The 20,566-nt window shown below is 37.0% G+C and carries 16 protein-coding genes; 2 read left to right on the plus strand and 14 right to left on the minus strand.

What is annotated here, in order from left to right; genetic code table 11:
* Nucleotides 1-7: 7 nt before the first annotated feature.
* Complete coding sequence (gene gshAB, locus IGI43_RS09705) at nucleotides 8-2,284, minus strand: bifunctional glutamate--cysteine ligase GshA/glutathione synthetase GshB (RefSeq protein WP_438757595.1); 2,277 nt, start codon at nucleotides 2,282-2,284, stop codon at nucleotides 8-10.
* 215 nt (nucleotides 2,285-2,499) lie between these two features.
* Between gshAB and IGI43_RS09710 the strand changes: the two genes are divergently transcribed.
* Nucleotides 2,500-2,994, plus strand: a complete 495-nt coding sequence (locus tag IGI43_RS09710; protein ID WP_438757596.1) for a cysteine hydrolase family protein — start codon at nucleotides 2,500-2,502, stop codon at nucleotides 2,992-2,994.
* Nucleotides 2,995-3,191: 197 nt separating this feature from the next.
* Nucleotides 3,192-4,070 (plus strand): YitT family protein, encoded by an 879-nt coding sequence (locus IGI43_RS09715; RefSeq protein ID WP_438757597.1) that lies wholly within the window; start codon nucleotides 3,192-3,194, stop codon nucleotides 4,068-4,070.
* A gap of 700 nt (nucleotides 4,071-4,770) precedes the next feature.
* On the opposite strand, the gene IGI43_RS09720 is transcribed toward IGI43_RS09715, so the two are convergent.
* From IGI43_RS09720 to plsX, 13 genes are all read right to left on the minus strand, one after another.
* On the minus strand, nucleotides 4,771-4,857 hold the full coding sequence (locus tag IGI43_RS09720; protein ID WP_438758841.1) for a type I toxin-antitoxin system Fst family toxin: 87 nt from the start codon (nucleotides 4,855-4,857) through the stop codon (nucleotides 4,771-4,773).
* 665 nt (nucleotides 4,858-5,522) lie between these two features.
* Nucleotides 5,523-6,752, minus strand: coding sequence for a signal recognition particle-docking protein FtsY (gene ftsY, locus IGI43_RS09725; RefSeq protein WP_438757598.1), 1,230 nt, complete (start codon nucleotides 6,750-6,752; stop codon nucleotides 5,523-5,525).
* Nucleotides 6,753-7,580, minus strand: coding sequence for a Cof-type HAD-IIB family hydrolase (locus IGI43_RS09730; protein ID WP_438757599.1), 828 nt, complete (start codon nucleotides 7,578-7,580; stop codon nucleotides 6,753-6,755).
* Between the two features lie 26 nt (nucleotides 7,581-7,606).
* Nucleotides 7,607-11,185 (minus strand): chromosome segregation protein SMC, encoded by a 3,579-nt coding sequence (smc, locus tag IGI43_RS09735; protein ID WP_438757600.1) that lies wholly within the window; start codon nucleotides 11,183-11,185, stop codon nucleotides 7,607-7,609.
* Nucleotides 11,186-11,208: 23 nt separating this feature from the next.
* On the minus strand, nucleotides 11,209-11,901 hold the full coding sequence (gene rnc / locus IGI43_RS09740) for a ribonuclease III (RefSeq protein ID WP_438757601.1): 693 nt from the start codon (nucleotides 11,899-11,901) through the stop codon (nucleotides 11,209-11,211).
* 235 nt (nucleotides 11,902-12,136) lie between these two features.
* A complete protein-coding gene (gene ndk / locus IGI43_RS09745; protein ID WP_438757603.1) occupies nucleotides 12,137-12,544 on the minus strand; it encodes a nucleoside-diphosphate kinase in 408 nt (135 codons plus the stop codon).
* Nucleotides 12,545-12,905: 361 nt separating this feature from the next.
* A complete protein-coding gene (locus tag IGI43_RS09750; RefSeq protein WP_438758842.1) occupies nucleotides 12,906-14,657 on the minus strand; it encodes an oligopeptide ABC transporter substrate-binding protein in 1,752 nt (583 codons plus the stop codon).
* Between the two features lie 44 nt (nucleotides 14,658-14,701).
* A complete protein-coding gene (locus IGI43_RS09755) occupies nucleotides 14,702-15,607 on the minus strand; it encodes an ABC transporter permease (protein WP_438757604.1) in 906 nt (301 codons plus the stop codon).
* Between the two features lie 31 nt (nucleotides 15,608-15,638).
* Nucleotides 15,639-16,601, minus strand: a complete 963-nt coding sequence (gene opp4B, locus IGI43_RS09760) for an oligopeptide ABC transporter permease (RefSeq protein ID WP_438757605.1) — start codon at nucleotides 16,599-16,601, stop codon at nucleotides 15,639-15,641.
* Complete coding sequence (locus IGI43_RS09765; protein WP_438757606.1) at nucleotides 16,601-17,545, minus strand: ATP-binding cassette domain-containing protein; 945 nt, start codon at nucleotides 17,543-17,545, stop codon at nucleotides 16,601-16,603. Before IGI43_RS09765 ends, opp4B begins: the two co-directional genes overlap by 1 nt.
* A complete protein-coding gene (locus IGI43_RS09770; protein ID WP_438757607.1) occupies nucleotides 17,545-18,552 on the minus strand; it encodes an ABC transporter ATP-binding protein in 1,008 nt (335 codons plus the stop codon). The genes IGI43_RS09765 and IGI43_RS09770 overlap by 1 nt, the downstream gene beginning before the upstream one ends.
* Before the next feature lie 394 nt (nucleotides 18,553-18,946).
* Nucleotides 18,947-19,186 (minus strand): acyl carrier protein, encoded by a 240-nt coding sequence (gene acpP, locus IGI43_RS09775; protein ID WP_010761893.1) that lies wholly within the window; start codon nucleotides 19,184-19,186, stop codon nucleotides 18,947-18,949.
* A 143-nt stretch (nucleotides 19,187-19,329) separates the two neighbouring features.
* Nucleotides 19,330-20,328 carry a phosphate acyltransferase PlsX gene (gene plsX / locus IGI43_RS09780; protein ID WP_438757608.1) on the minus strand — a complete coding sequence of 333 codons (999 nt, stop codon included), beginning with the start codon at nucleotides 20,326-20,328 and terminating at the stop codon, nucleotides 19,330-19,332.
* Nucleotides 20,329-20,566: the final 238 nt, after the last annotated feature.

Here is a 20,566-nt window from a genome sequence, read left to right on the forward strand (position 1 = left end):
TTTAACATTATTTCTGTTGAAACACTTCCGGATATAACATCTTCAATACATCCATCGTCAAATGACGACCTTGACCTGAATGTGGATAAGCATGCATATGCATAGCTGGATTAAAGTTTGCTTCTATAATGCCATACGTTTGGCTATTCTTCATTCCCTTAACTGATTTATCTGGCACAATCAAGTCAATTCCACAGATTTTCGCTCCTATTGCTTGGACTGCTTCAATGGCAATCTGTTTATAGCTTTCATCAAAATCATCTGTTACATCAATGGAATCTCCACCCGTACTGATATTTGAATTTTCGCGTAAATAAACAATTTGATCTTTTTCAGGAACAGATGTCGTCAAAAGATTCTGCTCTTTTAACATCAATCGTTCAACATCACCTAACTGAATCAATTCCAATGGAGAACGATGATGCGTTCCTCTTAATGGATTTAGATTTTTTTCTGCTACCAACGCTTCAACAGATCGAATGCCATCGCCGACTACATTTGCCGGTATACGAAGTAAGATCGCTCGCACTTTGTCATCTATCACAAAGAAACGATATTCCGTTCCTGGTAAGAATTCTTCGATCAACACAGCTGAATCTTCTTTAAAAGCTAATTTTAATGCTTCTGTGTAATCTGCTAAGGAAGCTCCCTCTTTAAAAATAGTAATTCCTAAACCGTAATTTGTCGTTTTTGGTTTGATCACAAAGGCTTTTTCCGAATACTTCACATAAGCTTGTTCCGCCTGTTCGATCGTATTAAATTCATCTCCAGCAGGTACCGTAAAACCAGCTTCTGCCAAAACTTTTTTAGTAACCGTCTTATTCTCCATGATCAACGGAACAATATAGCTATCTTTACTCGTCATATTCGCATTTTTGACATACTCAATATGGTCGTTGTGCTTAAGTTTCAAAAATTGTTCTGATTCATCTAATAACTCGACTTCTACACCTTTTTGGATAATATCAAATAAAAATAGCTGTGTGGATAACTCCATATTTCTAAAACCAGCTAATTGATATGGCCGCTCAAAAGCCATTCCTTGGTATTCTTTTCCAAAAATAATCCCCAATTCATGATTTGAGTTATTTTCAATGATCGTCCACATTTTTCCAGCGATCGTCAAATCGGGTGTTCTTAGTTGCGCTCGGTGAACTTCTAATGATTTCTTCGCTCTAAATAGACCCAAAGCTTCGATCATTTCATCCATTTCTGCAAAAATACGATCCCCTTCTGCCAATAGCTTCACTTGGGCAAAAGGATGGCCCAATGCAACTTGTTCATTCAAGAAATCACCTGTTGCTACCCAATCATTAGGCGCTTCTTTTTCATCTGTCCACAACAAATACAACATAAACAAATGAATAAACTCAAGTGATTCTTCCTCTACTCCTAATGGCGCAAAGGGATTTAAATCTAGATTTCTAAGTTCGATGTAACGTACACCGGTTTTTGGCAAATCAGCCATTTGTTTCCCACCGCGCAAGCGAACTGCAGAATAAAATTCCTTTTCTTCCGATAATACACCATTTTCAACCATTCGATGAATGTCATGAATATAGTGTTGAAGCGACTCATAAGATACGTTGACATTTTCATTATTTTTATAGCCAAATGAACTGTTTCGTAAACTTCTGACAGGCCCTTTCGGTTGCTCTTCTTGTTCTGTAAAATAGCCAGGCTCACTGACTGGGGATGCGCCAAATAGATACGTAATTAGCCATCGGTAACGCAAATAGTTACGTGAAACTTTCATATAGAGAATATTTTTAAATTCTTCGATTGTTTCGTATTCTGTTTGTTCTGAGAAAAGCTTTTGGACCAATTCGATATCATATTCAAAATTAAAATGAATCCCGCTAACCATTTGCTTGCGTTTGCCATATTCTCTTGCCAAATAGCGACGATAAAGAATACCATCATATTGTTCAAGTTTGGCAATTTTTATGTCTTCATCTTTTAGCGGTAATTTTGGCGGCATACTTAGCGGCCAAAGCATCTCGTGCTTATTCATCGAACGCAGTGCTACATCATGAATCGCTGCAAGATAACGCATCATTTCATTAAGAGAGTTTGCCACTGGTGTGATCAATTCCATTTGAGTCTCACTAAAATCAGTTTGAATGTATGGATGATAGGAGCGATTTCCCAAAACTTCCGGATGATCTGTCATAGCTAATTGACCATCAAATGTTGTGCGTTGGCTTTCTTTTTCTAATCCAAATCGTGCAGCCATCAAATAAGGGCGTGCATTTTTTTTCTGTAACAACTCTTTAAATTTCATACTGTCGCCTTTCTTCCCGTTATTATTTCATCACTCATCATTATATAGAAAAAGAGATGTAAAAAGAATCTTTTAGCTTAAATTTTGTTAAAAAAAAATAAATTTCCTTTGTTTGGTAAAAAACAGTTCTTTTATTCGCTGAATTCTATCCTTTCAAGACATTTAAATTCATTGTATACTAGAAAGAAAAATAATTTATAACAAAGGAGCAAACAATGCCTACTAAAGCTTTGGTAGTAATCGATCTTCAACAAGGTCTAGAAAATTTTGGAACTGGGTTATTTCAGCTTAATGATCTATTGATCGCTGTAAATCAGCGCATTTCAGACTATAGGCAGCATCAATTACCGATTATATTTATCCAACATGAAGATGCCGATTTAGTCGTTGATAGCCCCGACTGGCAGCTATTTGATCAGCTTAATGCTACAACAGAAGACTTTTACGTTGGAAAAACCCACGCAAATTCTTTTTTTCAAACACCATTAAAAGACCTCTTGGATGAACTTTCAGTCACCGAACTTGAATTTTGTGGTGCTCAAACGGAATACTGCGTTGATACGACTATTCGCATGGCTCATGGTTTAGGCTATACCTGTTTTATGAAACGTGGTCTAAGTACAACGTTAAACAATGATCTGTTAGGCGCAAAAACAATTATCCAGCATCATGAACAGCTATGGGATAAACGTTTTCTAACATTCACATAATTAATTAGTGATAAATCTTTTACTTTCTCTAATTTTACCACACTCCCTGACTAAAAAATTAAAAATATCTCATGATATCTTCTAGTTATTCGTGATAGTATAACTAGGGGATATTTGTTGAACTATTTTTCTTTTGCTCTTATTTTTCGTTCAATAGAGAGATACCCGACATTCTATGAAATGGAGGAACAGTTTAAATGAAATTTTCAAAAAGGCAAATCCAAGATACGTTATACGTGACAATTGGCTCTTTTATTTTAGCAGTATCGATCAATTCGATTTTACTACCAAACAAAATAGTAGCAGGCGGCGCCAACGGAATTAGTGTGGTAATCAATTATCTGTTTGGAACCAATCCAGCCTTAGTTTTATATGCAATCAACTTACCTTTATTACTTCTTTGTTTTTTACTTTTAGGGAAAGAGGTAGGGATAAAAACAATTTACGGAAGTTTGATTTATCCGTTTTTTGTAGGGATCACTACGCATTTACCTGTGCTCACACATAATATTTTCCTAGCAACGATCTTCGGTGGTATTTTAACTGGAATTGGGTTAGGGCTAGAATTTAGAGGCAATGCTTCGACTGGTGGAACAGCAATTATTTCTCAAATCGTCAACAAGTATTTTAAAATTTCATTAGGTGTTTCGATTTTATTTGTCGACGGACTAGTGATTCTATCTGCTTTATTTGTTTTTAATACTGACACAGTACTATTCTCTCTGATTTGCTTATATCTCATTGGACGAATCGTAGATATGGTGCAAGTCGGCTTTGTTCGTTCGAAAAATGTGATGATCATTTCACCAAAATATGCGGAAATCAAAGAGAAAATTTTGGTAGAGATGGATAAAGGATTGACCCTGATCCCAATTGAAGGTGGCTATCAAAAAAATCCAAGTATGTTGATGATGACGGTTATCAGTGAAAAAGATTTTGCTAAAATCAAAGAGACTGTTATGGCTATCGACGAAGAAGCATTTATTGTTACGATGAACGCAAGTGAAGTTTTCGGTCGAGGATTTAGCTTGAAGAAAATCGCTGAAGATTATGGAATTGAAACGAATAATTTGTAAATAGAAAAGCGGAATGAACCGTTTAGCTCTGACTGAAAAATAGGGAATCCTATTCGTGATGCTTTTTATCACTAATAGGATTCATCTTTTTTCCGAAGAGCTGGTTCATGCAGCTGGATCAATAGAAAAGCAGAATGAACCGTTTAAACCTCGAACAAATTAGGAAAATCGCTTAAAGATGTTCTTTATCTTTAAGAGATTTTGTCTATTTGTTGAGAGGTTTGGTTCATGTAGCTGGATCAAGAAAAGCGGAATGAACCGTTTAAACCTCGAACAAATTAGGAAAATCTCTTAAAGATGTTCTTTATCTTTAAGAGATTTTGTCTATTTGTTGAGAGGTTTGGTTCATGTAGCTGGATCAAGAAAAGCAGAATGAACCGTTTAAACCTCGAACAAATTAGGAAAATCGCTTAAAGATGCTCTTTATCTTTAAGCGATTTTGTCTATTTGTTGAGAGGTTGATTCATGTACCTAGATCAATAAAAGCGGAATAAACCGCATAAATCTCGAACAAATCAGAAAGCAGAATGATACGCTTTCTGTTTAAAGAAAATAAATGGTTGATTTTCATTATTTCCTCTGTACATCATTTTCCCTTAATGATATAATTAATATACAGAAAAAAAGCATAAGATACACTAACCCCCTAGAGTTTGGGTCTCTAGGGGGTTTTCGTGGGCTAATGCCGCCGTGATTTGTTTTACTTCTTCTTTTTGGTATCTAGCCAATACTCAAATAGAGCAATCAATATCCCTACAAGAAGAGGGCAGAAAACTGCTAAAAGCATAAGATACACCCCCTTTCAGCCGTAAGACTTTCGGGTAGGCGACATATTAAAATACGCTATTTTGCTCTGATGTCATTATTCTTCTTGTTGGCTGGGGTCTTTTCTATCTATGAAAAATATCAGCTCTGATCAGTTAGTATCATTTCCCAGATTTTTTTTATTTTTCCTTATATATAAGAGAGCGATTTTTTGTTGTTATTTAATTGTTTTAAAGTAAAAAATATATTTCATTTTCAGATATATTTGAAAGGTAGAGTAGAAAATAATTCTGTACATAAGAAAATAAATTGGCACTTCATCACTTGACAACAACCAACTGATGAAGCCTTGTATAGACACCACCTATCTATACAAGTTGCCCATCGCTAGTACAAAGTACTAGCATTCTTTATTGTGCCTAATTTTACTGGAAATTTCTAGCTTATTAAAAGATTTTTGTCTGATTTAGTGTACATCCTAAAATTTGCAGTCCTTTTCTAGATCATGGAAGTAACCCGGGAGCTTACACGAGAGAATAATCACCATATAACTAAATTTAAGAATAGTTTTTATCACTATTAAATTTCATTATTAATTTTACTTTGCAGAAGAGCTCCCTGAGGAATAACTTCCACAGAGAGCTCTTTATTTTCTTTAAAATTCATAGGCACCTGAAAATTTTACAGTTAATCTTCCACCTTCAACAATCCCTTAAACAATCCAACCGCAAAATCATTTGCGTCAAACGGTTCTAAATCATCGATTCCTTCACCCAGCCCAACTAATTTCACTGGTAAATGCAGCTCATTGCGAATCGCTATCACGATCCCACCTTTAGCTGTACCATCCAATTTAGTTAGAACTAATCCAGTAACATCTGTCGTTTCTTTAAATTGTTTCGCTTGTGACATCGCGTTTTGTCCAGTTGTTGCATCGACCACAAGTAACACTTCATGCGGTGCATCTGGCAATTCACGTTGGATCACTCGTTTGATTTTTTCTAATTCGTTCATCAAATTGACTTTATTTTGTAAGCGTCCTGCTGTATCCACAAGCAAGATATCCGCATTTTCTGTCTTCGCTCGTTCCACTGCATCAAAAACAACCGCTGCTGGATCTCCACCCGCATTGCCTCGAACAACTTCGACACCAGCACGTTCGCCCCAGACCACTAACTGATCGATGGCTCCTGCTCTAAAGGTATCTGCTGCTGCTAATAGGACTTTTTTTCCGTCTTGCTTGAACTCGTGCGCTAGTTTCCCAATACTGGTTGTCTTACCTACTCCATTAACACCAACAAAAAGCATAACTGTTAGTCCATTTGCTTGAATATTCAAAGCATTATTTTCTTCGATGCCTTCTGCTTCGTACAAATCAACCATTTTTTCAATAATTGTATTTTGAACTGCTGCAGGTTTTTTCACATTACGTAATTTCACTTCTTGGCGTAAAGATTCAGTGATTTTAATCGCTGTATCAAAACCAACATCTGCACCAATCAAGGTTTCCTCTAGTTCTTCAAAGAAATCTTCATCAACTGAACGGAAATTAGCGAATAACTCATTCAAACGTGCGCCAAATGTTTTTCGCGTTTTTTCTAACCCTTTTTCATACTTTTCTTGTACAATGATTTCTTCTTGTTCTTCAATCTCTTCAGGTTCAACGAGTTCTTCTGTTTGAATAACTGGCGTTACCGTAGTCAAAGGGGCGATTTCTGGTTCTTCTGTTGGTGCTTGTGTTGATTCTTCAGGAAACTCTTCTTGTACTTGTTCCACCGGTTCTTGTTCAGCTTGTTTTTCTTCTGAAACTTCGTCTCTTTTCACAGGTTCTTCTAGTGTTTGATCGGTTTCAATTTCAGCTGGTTGCGTTTCTTTTTCGTTCATAAAAGCTTTTTTTATTTTATCGAAAAATCCCATTTAATTTCCTCCTCTCAATGGTTCTAAGACAAATTTTTCAACTGCTTGTGCAACACCGTCATTGTCGTTTGTGTCTGTGATCACGTCTGCCAAACTTTTCACTTTGGGAACAGCATTTTCCATTGCTACACCAAGTCCCGCATATTCGATCATCGGTAAATCATTTTCTTCATCACCGATTGTCATGATCTCGTCTTGTTTAATGCCTAAATCTCTTGCTAATAATGAAATCCCATATGCTTTTGTGATTCCTTTAGGCATAAATTCTAGTAAATTACTTCTAGTTTTGATGATTTCATAGCGGTCGTAAAATGCGCTCGGGATTTTTTTGATTTGCTCATCTAAATATGTTTGATCTACTGCGATCACGGCTTTGTTATAGATTCTATCCGCAGTCAGTTGGGCTAATTCATAAGACTCATATGTTAGTAATTTATTTAGCTGGCTGTATAACGATTCATGATCTTGTGTCGTTGGCAGCTGCAGCACCAGTCCATCAGATAAAATATCCAAAGGAACATTCAATGATTTGGCCAGCTCATACAGATCTTGCACATTTTCTAAAGGCATGGTTGCTTTTTCGATAATTTTACCTGTATCGTTTTTTTGAACCAAACCGCCATTGAAAGTGATACTATAATCTCCATTGTCTCGCAAATTCAAAGTATCTAAATAAATGCCGATTGCTGCTAACGGTCGACCTGTACAAATGACGATTTTAACACCTGCAGCTTTTGCTTGTGTCAATGTTTCTTTATTTCGTACAGAGATTTCTTTTTTACTATTTAAAAGTGTGCCATCTAAATCAATCGCAATTAATTTAATCAATCTGTCGTGCCCCCTATCTTATTCAATTACGTTTCAGCAACGATTGCGCCGCCTTCTTTCACTTCTTCCAAACGAACAGAAACGATTTTCGATACTCCTGATTCTTGCATCGTTACACCATATAATACGTCGGCTGCTTCCATTGTTCCTTTACGGTGCGTCACCACAATAAATTGCGTATCGTCTTCAAATTCACTCAAATAATGACCAAAACGCGAAACGTTCGCATCATCTAATGCTGCTTCGACTTCATCCAAGACACAAAACGGAACGGGTCTGACCCGTATAATTGAGAACAATAAGGCAATCGCTGTTAATGCCCGTTCGCCACCTGAAAGTAAGCTTAGATTTTGCAATTTTTTGCCTGGAGGTTGTGCTTCGATTTCTACCCCGGTATTCAATAAATCTTCTGGGTTAGTTAAAATCAGCTCTGCTCGACCGCCACCAAACATATTGGGGAAGACAACTTTAAATTGTGACCGAATTGCTTCAAAAACTTCACTAAATCGCGCTTTGACTTCTTCGTCCATCTCACCCATCGTTTCGAATAATTGCTCTTTGGCGTCTAACAAGTCATCACGTTGAGAAACTAAAAACTCATGACGTTCATTGACTTGTTCGTATTGCTCGATGGCGTTTAGATTGACTGGGCCTAATCGTTCGATATCGCGTTTCAAGCGTTTTACTTCGATTTTTGCCTGCTCTTTGTCAATCGTTAATTCATAATCTTCATTAGCACGTTCAAAGGTCAAGCTATATTCTTCTTGTAAATATTGTAAGGAGTTATCTAGTTTGATTTCTGAACGGTTTTTCTCAACTTCGATCTTGGTTTGTTCTGTCAATAAATGTTGTTGTTGTTTATTTTCTTCAGCCAATCCAGCATCCATATGATCGACATGCTCTTGTAGTTGTTGACGAGCAGATTTGGCTTCTTGAATGCTTGTCTGTAATTGTTCTTTTTTCTCGGCTAGTTGTTCTAATTGAACAGCTAAACTTTCCTCTGTTACTTGATGATCGGTCGAATGGTCATTCAATTGTTGTAATTGTTGACGTAAGGCTGTTTCTCTCGCTAAAAATTCATCTAATTGCGTTTGTTTTTCTGCTGTTTGTCCATTTAAATGAGCCAATTGTTCCGTTACAACAGCTTGATCTGCCTGGATTTGATTAAACCGTTCAAATGCTTCTGCTCGCAATGTTTCCATTTGGCTGGCTTCTTCATCGACTTGTTTCATTTCTCGATCTAAACGGTCTTTTGTTTGATTCAGTTCTTGTTGTTGTTGTGTTAGCTCTTCTTTTCTGGTTTGATACTCTGTTAAAAATTGATGGAGTTCACGCGCTTCAAATTCAAATAAGCGTTGTTCCTTTGTTAAACGAGTGATTGTTTCTTCTTGATTCGTTAGTTTATTTTGTAATTCTTGTTGTCTTAAACGGCTCGTTTCACCTGTTGAACGTAGTTGCTCTAATTTCTCATTAAGGTGTTTGACGTCCTCCGTTAATTGTTGAACTTCCTTTTCGTTGGCTGTCAATTGCTTTTCCACGCGCTCCATTTGTTCTGTCAGGGTTTGGAGTTCTTGTGTTTGAGAAAATAGACTACCTTGGTTGCCTCGTTTAGTAGCACCACCAGTCATCGAACCGCCTGAGTTCATGACATCGCCATCTAAAGAAACGACACGGTATTGATAATTCACCGCTTTCGCTAATTGATTGGCGCTCTCTAATGTTTCAGCAAGTATAGTCACTCCAAGCAGATTCTGGATGACATTGCTGACTTCATCTGAAAAGTGGACTAATTCGCTGGCAATTCCTAGAAATCCTGAAATATTGCTGACACGATCCCGTACTGCGCTAGAAACCATTCTTGGTTTGATTGTAGTCAACGGCAGAAAAGTTGCACGTCCGCTATGTTGCTGTTTCAAAAAAGTAATACCTGCACGACCATCTTTTTCCGTTTCCACAACGACATGTTGCGCCGCACCACCTAACGCTGTCTCGATCGCCAACGTATAGTCTTTTGGTACATCAATCAATTCGGCAACAGCACCCACGATTCCAGTTAATTGGGCTTTGTGTTTCAAAACAGCACGAACGCCTTGATAGAATCCTGAATAATTTTCTTGGATTTCTTGTAGGCTCTTTTGACGAGCTTTGGCTTGTTGTACTTGGTTCATCGCTTGGTACATTTGCTTTTGTTTCACAGCTAATTGCCCTTGCTTTTGATCCAATTGTTGCTTTAATTGCGTATATTGTTCTCTTTGATCTGATAACGATCGATCAGATGTAGAGACACTTGCTTCTAATTGTTCTTTCTCCGCTAAAGCTTCTTGCATTTGTTTTTCTAATGCTTCATGTTTTTGGATAGATTGTTGATTTTTAGCTGTTTCTTGTTGATACTGACGTTCTAAATATTTTAGATCATTGGTCGTGTTGGCTTGTCCTTGCATCACTTCAACGTATTGACTACGTAATTCTTCTAATAATTCTTTTGATGATTTACTATATTTTTCGACTTCTAGCTCTGAGGCGTTGATTGCTTCAACTAATGATTCACGTTGGGCTTTTTTCTCAGTCACTTTTGCTTGCAGTTCTTGGACTTCTTCACGATAGCGAGTAATTTTCTCCGCATTTTCCTCTAAAGACTGTTGGTATTCACTGGTTGTTTGCATCGTGTGTTTTGAGCGTTCGACTAAAACGTTTTTTTGTCCTTCGGTTTGTTTCAATGCTTCAGTGATTTGTAGAAGCTGTTGTTGTTCCGTTTCGATCTGCTCATCCAATTTATTGCGTTTGCCACGTAGTTGAAATAGTTCATCTTCTGAATCACGAATTTTTTTACTGGCAAGCTGTAACTTTTCTTCGATTCCAGTCAGTTCAGCTGTTTTGATTTCCCAGACTTTTTTTGCTGCTTCGATTTCTGTTACCGTTAAGCTGACATCGATTTCAGTCAAGCTCTCTTTAAGTTTCAAAAACTCCTTGGCCGCTTCGCTTTGTGCAGCTAGAGGAGTCAGTTGGTCTTCTAATTCATAAATGATATCTTGCACACGGCTCAAGTTATCTTCTGTTTCAAATAGTTTTTGTTCTGCTTTTTTCTTACGTTGTTTGTATTTCAGAACCCCAGCCGCTTCTTCAAAAATACCACGTCGGTCTTCTGGCTTACTATTAAAAATCGCTTCGACTTTCCCTTGAGAGATGATTGAAAAAGATTCTTTCCCTAAACCAGAATCCATAAATAAATCGTGAATATCTTTCAAACGGCAGGCTTGTTTATTGATATAAAAATCGCTTTCACCTGTTCTGCGATAGCGACGCGTTACACTGATTTCCGTGAAATCTAGCGGTAAAAAGTGATCACTATTATCTAATACAACAGTTACTTCAGCAATATTCAAGGCTTTACGACCTTCTGAACCTGCGAAAATAATATCTGGCATCTTGCCGCCGCGAAGGCTTTTAGCAGACTGCTCACCTAAGACCCAGCGGATCGCTTCGGTGATATTACTTTTTCCACTGCCATTAGGTCCAACGACAGCCGTCACACCATTTTCAAACTCTATAACGGTTCGATCCGCAAAGGATTTAAATCCTGCGATCTCAATTCGTTTTAAATACACGAATAAAACGGCTCCTTCCAAACTTATTCAGGATTTTGTTTCAGCGCTCGTTCAGCGGCATCCTGTTCTGCTAATTTCTTCGACTTACCAAAACCTGTTCCAATCATTTTTTCATTGACATAAACTTCAACAAAAAAGATTCGATCATGGGCAGGTCCTTCTTCATTGACCAGACGATATTCAATAGTGACATCCCCTTGTCGTTGTAATACTTCTTGTAAGTGTGTCTTGTGATCCATCTCATGTGAAAAAGCACCGGCGTCGATTTTTGGAAAAATAACTTCTTCAATAAATGCTTTGACCGCATCAACTTTTTGATCTAAAAATAAAGCACCTAAAAAGGCTTCAAATAAATCACAAAGCAGTGCTGGGCGTGTCCGTCCGCCAGAATTTTCTTCTCCTTTGCCTAAAAGAATATAGTCGTCGAAATGACATTCTTTCGCAAATTTGGATAAACTGTCTTCACGAACGATCGCAGCCCGCATTTTCGTCAGCTTCCCTTCTGGCATTTCTGGAAATTGTTTATACAAATATTGAGAAACCAATAACTCTAAAACGGCGTCTCCTAAAAATTCTAGTCGTTCATTGTCAGATAATTTTAAGTATCGATGCTCATTCACATAGGATGAATGGGTAAAAGCTTGTTCTAATAGGTTGACATCATGGAAAACAATGCCGTAACGTTCTTTTAATTCTGTAGTTAGCTGATTGTCCATTTGCTACATTCCTTTAAGTTTATTTACAACCTTCTCTATTATACTTTTTTTTGTTGGATTTTTAAATGGTTAGAGAGGAATTGCGTTAAAAACACTGCTGAATTCATAGTATTTGAAGAATTTCCTAATGATTTGAGCATATTTTTATCATAAACTACGAATTTCCTGCTGTTCATTGAATGTAAAAAGACAAAAAGCGCTCAAGATCATCACAAAATCTTGATACGCTTTTGATTTAATTGTCTTCATGAAAAAACCGTTTGATTTCAATTTCCGCGGCGGTTGGTGAATCCGATGCATGGATGATATTTTGGTGACTATTCGCGCCATAATCGCCTCGGATCGTTCCAGGTTCAGCTTCTAAACAATTGGTTGCACCGATCATTTTCCGAACCGTTTTGATAACACTAGTTCCTTCTAAAACGAGATAAACAACTTCTGACGATGTCATATAGGTGATCATATCATCAAAGAAATCAAATTCTTTCACATGTGCATAATGCTCTTGTGCTAATTCACGAGACATTATTGCCACTTTTAATTGACTAAGCTTCAATTGTTTTTTTTCAAATCGCTGCAGGATTTCTCCGACTAATTTACGTGAAACGCCATCTGGTTTGATGATAACGAGTGTTTTTTCCATCTTATCTCTCCTTATTTAAATTATTTACGACACTCCAAATGAAAGCGCTTAACAACAAGATTATCATTCTTCCAAATCTCTGTCTAGTGTACAAGTGACAAAAAATGTTTGTTCTTTGTCACAGTTAGATATAAGCCTCTTGAATTAAGAGTAATAGAGACATCCTTACTTTTAGACCTATATCTACTAAGTAAGCAAGATGATCTTGTCCACTTTTTTTCCAAACTTAATTATCTTATGCTGCATGCTGTAATTCTCCTTCGTTTATAAAGCTGCCATCTATGGAATTCAACAATAATAAAAATAAGAACAAGCAGCTATGAACTTAACTTCATAACTACTTGTTCTTCAATTCAATAGACTAACGTTTTTCAGCTGTTAATTCAATAGTATAGTAATCTCTAGTATTTTCATAATTCCAAGTAAATGATTTCACTCGATCATTAATTGGCATGATTTCATTACGATACAATGTAGGAATAACAGGTGCTTGCTCAAACATATATTCTTGCCATGCATCATAGGCTTCCTTACGTTTCGTATCATCAAAAGATTCTTTTGAATCAATCGCGCTTAATAATTTATCATTTTCTTCTGAAACAAAACGAGAATAATTAAATGCGGCATTACGTCCGTATAAACCGGCTGGAGATGGTGCGCTGTTCACACCCCAAGCAGCTTGGAAAACATCAATCTCTGGATCATCATTTTTAATCTTATCGTAGAATGCTTGGAAATCAATTAAACGACCAGTTGCTAATTTCACATCTAATCCGATTTCTTTCCATTGTTGTAGGTAGTAATCCGCTAAAGGTTGAGCTGTTTCGCCACCTGCCATTGAGGCAAAGTTGATGGTCAATTTCTCCCCTTTAGGATCTTCTCTAAGACCATCACCATCTACGTCTTTATAACCTGCATCGTCCAAAAGTTTCTTCGCTTTATCTAGATCATATTGGTACCCTTTTACTTCTGTATCATGTAACGTTTTAAAGATTGGCGGAATCAATGTTGTTGCTCCAGTACGTAGACCATTGTAGAATTTTTGACCAATTGCATCGTTGTCCACCGCATAACCCATCGCTTGACGTAATTTCACATCAGCCATTTTGGCATCTGGATTTAAAATAGATTCCCCTTTTTCTTTGTCAAAAGTACCTAGTTTGAACCCAATATATGTGTATGCTAATTCTTCACGTCCTAGCATTTGATATCCTTCTGAATCCTTGTATGTTGGATAGTTATCTGTCGGCATTGAATAAATCATATCATATTTCTTCGCTTTTACAGCTTCAACAATCGATGCTGTCGGTACGTTTGTAAATACGATTTTGTCTAGTTTAGGTTCGCCTTTATAGTAGTGCTCATTCGGCAAGTATTCTACTGACTCTCCAGTTACGATCTTACTCATATAGTAAGGACCGAATGTTACAGGATTTTTGCGGACTGCATCACTTTTTTCTTGATCTTTGATGGGAATATCTTTAAAGACATGCTTTGGCATTGCACTTGTATACACGCCACCACTTAATTGGAGCATTCCTGGGTTCATTTCTTTATAGGTTACTTCAATCGTTTGATCATCTACTTTTTTGATACCAGAAATAGTATCGGCTTTTCCATCATGGTATTCGTCCATACCCACAACATTCATAAAGTCGTCATCATAACGAATCCCAGTATATTCTTTATTCCCAATTACTTCATAAGGGTAAACCAGATCATCTGCTGTTACAGATTCTCCATCTGACCACTTAACATCTTTTTTCAATGTGATGGTTGCCTTTTTATTGTCAACGTCTAAATCTAGTTTAGCAACTCCATCATCTGTAATCACGAAGTCTTCATCGTACGAGAATAATCCTTCATGAGATGGAGCCATATAATAATAATCATACGTATCTTGGTAATAGACTTCTGAAAACAATCCTTTAAACTGTGTATCAGAAGCCACAGCTACATCCAAAGTCCCGCCTTTGATTGCTTCTTTATCATTTTTGACCGTCATTGTAAATTTACTGATATCTTCAGTTTCCACATTCTTATTATCAGAACCTGATTTTTTACCCCCACCACATGCAGTTAATGTTATAGCCACCACTGCTGTTAATGTCATTAAACCCAAAAGTTTTTTGCTTTTCACACTAATTCCTCCTCTTCTTAACCTAAACGCTGTCTAGCATCTGCTGAACGTTTAAACGCTTGGCCAATATAATTTATACATAACATCATAACTAAAATCAGTACTGATGCTGGTACCCATATCCATGTTTTATTCGCTAAAACATCACCATTGCTGGCATATCCGATCAATGTTCCAAGGCTCGGTACATTTGTCGGCAAACCAAATCCTAAGAACGTAAGCGTTGTTTCGATTCCGATATTTGCCGCAAAGTTGATCGTTAAGTTCGTGATGATCAATGAACTTAGATTTGGCATGATTTCTCGAAACATGATTTTAAAATCACTTGTTCCTAAGGTTTTTGAAGCACTCACATAATCTCTTCGGACTTCCGATAGTGTTTTACTTCTGAATAGCCGCGCCTTTGCGACCCAGTAGAACGCACTCATGATCCACACAAAAGACCAAACATTATAATTAGGAATGATTGTAACAAAAACAATAATGATCATCATAATCGGTAAGATCATGATAAAGTCAACAACACGCATCACTGCATTATCAAATATTCCACCATAATAACCTGAAATAATCCCTATACCTACACCGATGATCGATGTAAGGATCGTGATAGCAAAACCGATCACAACAGAATTACGCGCTCCAATAATCAATTGACCAAGGATATCACGGCCACCCTCATCTGCTCCTAGTATGAAGTTCCCACCAGGTTCGGCATATTTATCTAAAATACTAACTGTCATCACTTTGTCTTGATCGGTCAATAAAGCTCCTATGAAAACAACCAATAAAATAGCGACTAACAATACAAGTGAAAAAATAGCTAATTTATCTTTTTTGAATTCTCTTGCGATCATTCGAAATCCCATCGGTGGGATCGTTTCTGGCACAGTCACTACTTCAGTTTCTTTATTTTTATCCATCTCGTCTCTTCCTTTCCTTAAAATTGATTTTCTATTGAACCCGAATCCGTGGATCTACAAGACTCATCACAATATCTGAAATCAAATTCCCGACAAGCGTTGCAACTCCTAAAATCAATACTAAGGCCGTGATTACTGCATAATCCCGTTGTCCGATCGAGTCGATAAATAATTTCCCAATTCCTGGATAACCAAAGATTTTTTCAATAACTACCGATCCACTGATCAAAGCAGTAATTTCGTAGCTAAGTTGAGATACGATTGGTAATGAAGCATTTCTGAAAATATGTCTTGTATAAACTTTATTTGTTGGTACCCCTTTTGAACGAGCAGTCCGAACATAATCAAGCGACTGAGAATCAATCACTTCATTACGTAAATATTGGATCGTGATTGCCGTTCCAAGAAGTGCCTGAGATAACGCTGGTAAAATCAAATGATAAAAACGATCCCAGATGTAAGCTGCTGTTCCTGGTTCAACACCACTAGAGACTGAACCTGTCGTTGGAAACCAATCTAAACGGTACCCGAAAATAAATAGCATAACTAGTGCAAAAATAAATGGCGGTACCGCAAAGCTAATAAAGTTGTATACCACTACAAATTTATCTAAAATAGAGTTTTGATAACGTCCAGATAAAACACCTAGTGGTAAAGCAATTGCATACATGATCACAACTGTTAATAAAGACAAGAAAATAGTATTAACTGCACGACCACCAATCAAAGTTGAAACGGGTAACTTGAAAATAAAGCTCTCACCAAAATCTCCATGGAAGACATTCACGATCCAACGTACATATTGTGTTGTCCAAGGATCATTCAATCCAGCTGATTCACGCATTTTTTCAATTACTGCAGGATCTGTATTTGGATTTATTAGCCCTGTAAAAGGATCACCTGGCATCATTTTAGCCAATATGAAGATCAAGACGCTTAAAATCAAAATTTGAGGAATCATTAAAAGTATACGCCGTAAAATTGTCTTCCACATTAGACTGCACTCCCATCTTTTAACGCTACTTGATGCGTTTCACTGATCTTACGTAAATCGTACACGCGACCATCCTGATCATAATAATCTTTTTGATGTTCGATATATTCCTTTTCTACTTGGCGACGCTGCGCTTTATGTTCTTCACGATGCGCAACATCGATTTTAGGAATAGCTGACAATAAGCGTTTTGTATAAATGTGCTGTGGGTTTGTGTAAATGTCCTGACGCGTACCAATCTCGACAAATCGACCTTTATACATGATCGCAATATTATCACACATATGTTTTACAACACCTAAGTCATGTGAAATGAATAAATAACTCAACCCATATTCTTCTTGGATATTTTTCATAAAATTCAAAACTTGCGCTTGAACGGATAAATCTAAAGCTGAAACTGGCTCATCTGCAATAATCAGTTTAGGATTTGTTGCAACTGCTCTGGCCACACCTAAACGTTGCCGTTGTCCACCTGAGAATTCATGCGGATATTTATACAACGCATCTTCCGGCATTCCTACAATATCTAAAAGCCCTTTGACTTTTTTCTTTTCTTCTTGATCACTCAATCGTTCAAAATTACGGATCGGTTCAGCAATAATATCCAGCACTCTTTTTTTAGGATTTAAACTGGACATTGAATCTTGAAAAATCATTTGAACATCCTTATTGTATTTCATCGCTTTGCGATTATGCGCTTTTGTCACATCTTGATCTTGATATAAAATACTGCCATTGGTTACTTTCTCTAAGCCAATAATTGCTTTTCCTGTAGTTGATTTTCCAGAACCAGATTCACCAACTAAACCGTATGTCTTCCCTTTTTCAATAATAAAATCAACACCATCAACTGCCAGCACATGATCGGTCACTCGATTGAAGAAGCCACTGCGGATAGGATAATGAACTTTCAAGTCTTTGATTTGAATGATTTCTGCCATTATACTTCCTCCTGATCGTCTCTAAAATGGAAATGCTGATAGCATGTACAGCGGACAAAATGGCCCTCTGACACTTCATGCAATGTTGGTTCTGCTTCATGAGCATCCTCTGAAATCCAAGGAATTCTCGGAGCAAAACGACAGCCTTCTCTTGGTAACTTGCTTAATGATGGAACGACACCTTCAATTACATGCAGTTGACTATCATCTGAATTTTCTTGAGGAATCGACTGTAATAAAGAACGTGTATATGGATGTTTCGGATCGTTAAACAATTCTTCTGCTGTCGCAACCTCAACAAATTGCCCGGCATACATCACAGCTACCTTATCAGCCATTTCAGCTACTACCCCTAAATCATGAGTAATCAAAATAATGCCAGAACCCGTTTCTTCTTGTAAGTCCTTGAGTAAATCTAAAATTTGCGCTTGTATCGTTACGTCCAATGCTGTGGTTGGTTCATCCGCAATAATGATTGCTGGTTTACAAGCAATAGCAATTGCAATAATTACACGTTGACGCATTCCTCCAGATAATTCATGAGGATACTGCTTCCCAACTCGTTCAGGTTTTGGAATACCTACTTGTGTCAATAATTCGATTACCCGAGCTTGTTTTTGTTCTGCGTTCATATCTGTATGATAAGTCAAACTTTCTTTGATCTGATCTTCAATTCGCATCAAAGGATTCAACGCTGACAATGGATCTTGAAAGATCATTCCAATATCATTGCCTCGAATTTTATTATATAGTTGCTCATTAAACGTAGTTAAATTCAAATCTTTGTACAGAATTTCGCCCGTTACACGAGTATTATTTGCATCATGTAAGCCGATTATCGTTGTAGCTAAAGTACTTTTTCCACAACCCGACTCACCAACAATTGCCAAAATTTCGTTCTTACCTAATTCAAATGACACATCATCAACAGCATCATAATATTCATCTTTAATACGAAATCCTGTGTGCAGATGTTGAACATCTAACAATTGATTACCATCACTCACTTTAATACACTCCTCTATACTCAGTTAAATAACACAACACAGTAAAGAACATTAGTAAAAAAACCTCGTTTTTTAATACTTTCTATTCACTTACTCATTGTAATCGTTCCCAAATAATCTATATTCTCATTGTAATCATATTTAGGCAATTGTATATAATATTTGTAAAAATTGCAACATTTTGGTAATGCAAATTTTTCTAAATAATTAAAAAAGAGGCTAAGACATAACTCTACGAGTTATATCCTAACCTTAAGGAATCCGAATCAATGGCAAGAGCAGAAGCAACGCCTTTGGAAATAAGAGAAAATTCACAAAAATTTTAAGAACAATTTTCGTGAATGTCCTCTTATTTCTCGAAGTTATACACTTCTATCCTAACCTCTGTTTTTAATTATAAGTTATTCATAATATAATCTACAGCAGCACCAACTGTTTCAATTTGCTCTGCGTCTTCATCAGAAATTTCTGTACCAAACTCATCTTCTAGCTCTAAAACAAATTCCATTACACTAATTGAATCTGCGTTCAAGTCATCTTTAATGTTTAATTGATCTGTCACTTTCTCAGCTTCAATATCAAAGTGGTTTGAGATAATCTTCGCTACTTTTTCAAGTACTTCTTCACGAGTCAATTGCATTCACCTCCACTGCATTTGAAAAGCGTTCCTCACGATTGAGTTAAACGCTATGATACATTGTACTCACAAATGATTGATTTGTCCATCCTTTTTTGCAAAATTATTACAATAGAGTTGCAAATAGGTTGCGGACTTAATTATTCTTTTGTTTCATAATAGTTAACCAGTTGAGGTACAACCTCTGTTTTCAGCATTGTATGAATTTGACGAATCGTGTAACGTACGGCTTCTGGTCCTGTCGATCCATGTGTTTTGATGACTGGCGCTTTCAAGCCAAAAAGAACCGCTCCACCATGTTTGGAGTAATCCATTTCATCTTTCATACCACGTAAGGCATTTTTTAAAAGTAATGCGCCCATCTTGCCTTTGAATCCTTCTGCAAGAATCGATGATTTTAAAAGTCCCATCATATTTAAGGCTGTTCCTTCAATTGATTTTAGCACTGCATTCCCTGTAAAACCATCTGTCACAACAACATCTGCTGCTCCACTTAATAAATCTCGCGCTTCGACATTTCCGATAAAATGAATACCTTCTTCTTCTGAAAGTAATTCAAAGGCTTTTTTAGTCAGCTCACTACCTTTAGTCTCTTCGGCACCATTATTTAAAAGAGCCACTCGAGGTTTCGCGATATTTCGAACTTTTTCAGCATAAAATGAACCTAACACAGCGTATTGGACAAGATGTTCTGGTTTATTATCGGCATTTGCACCTAAATCTAACATATCAAATCCACCATCTGGCTGACCAATCACAGGCAAAGTCGACATCAAGCCTGGTCGTTCAACGTTTTTGATTCGTCCAACGATAAATAATCCTGCAGCTAATAACGCACCTGTGTTACCTGCTGAAAAAATTGCATCAGCTTCACCATTTTTTACTGCTTGTGCGGCTAATACCATCGACGCCGTTTTCTTACGACGGATCGCCTTAACTGGCTCATCATCGCTATTGATTTTTTCATCAGTATGGATAACCGTAATATTCGTTTCATCTGTTACATATTTTTTAATGTCATCTTCTTTTCCATAAAGTAAAAACTCAATCTCTGGAAAATCCTGTTTGGCCAACATCACGCCTTCAACAATAGCCTGTGGCGCATGATCGCCACCCATTGCATCAACTGCAATCTTCATAACATAGTCCCTCCTAGGTAAATTACAATAAGTAGTATAACATATCGAAAAGCGGAACGAAGCGTTTAGACCTTGAACAACCAAGTAGGTACCTTTTTACATCAACTCTTTTCATTCGTTGTGTGTCAAGGCAATTAGGAAAATGATGGGAAGATGCTTTTTATCTTTTCATCATTTTATCTATTTGTTGAGCGGTCTGCTTCGTACAGCTAGATCACGAAAAGCGGATCATCTCTCT

Source organism: Enterococcus sp. AZ126 (genome assembly GCF_051714545.1).
In the GTDB taxonomy this organism is placed as follows: domain Bacteria; phylum Bacillota; class Bacilli; order Lactobacillales; family Enterococcaceae; genus Enterococcus_L.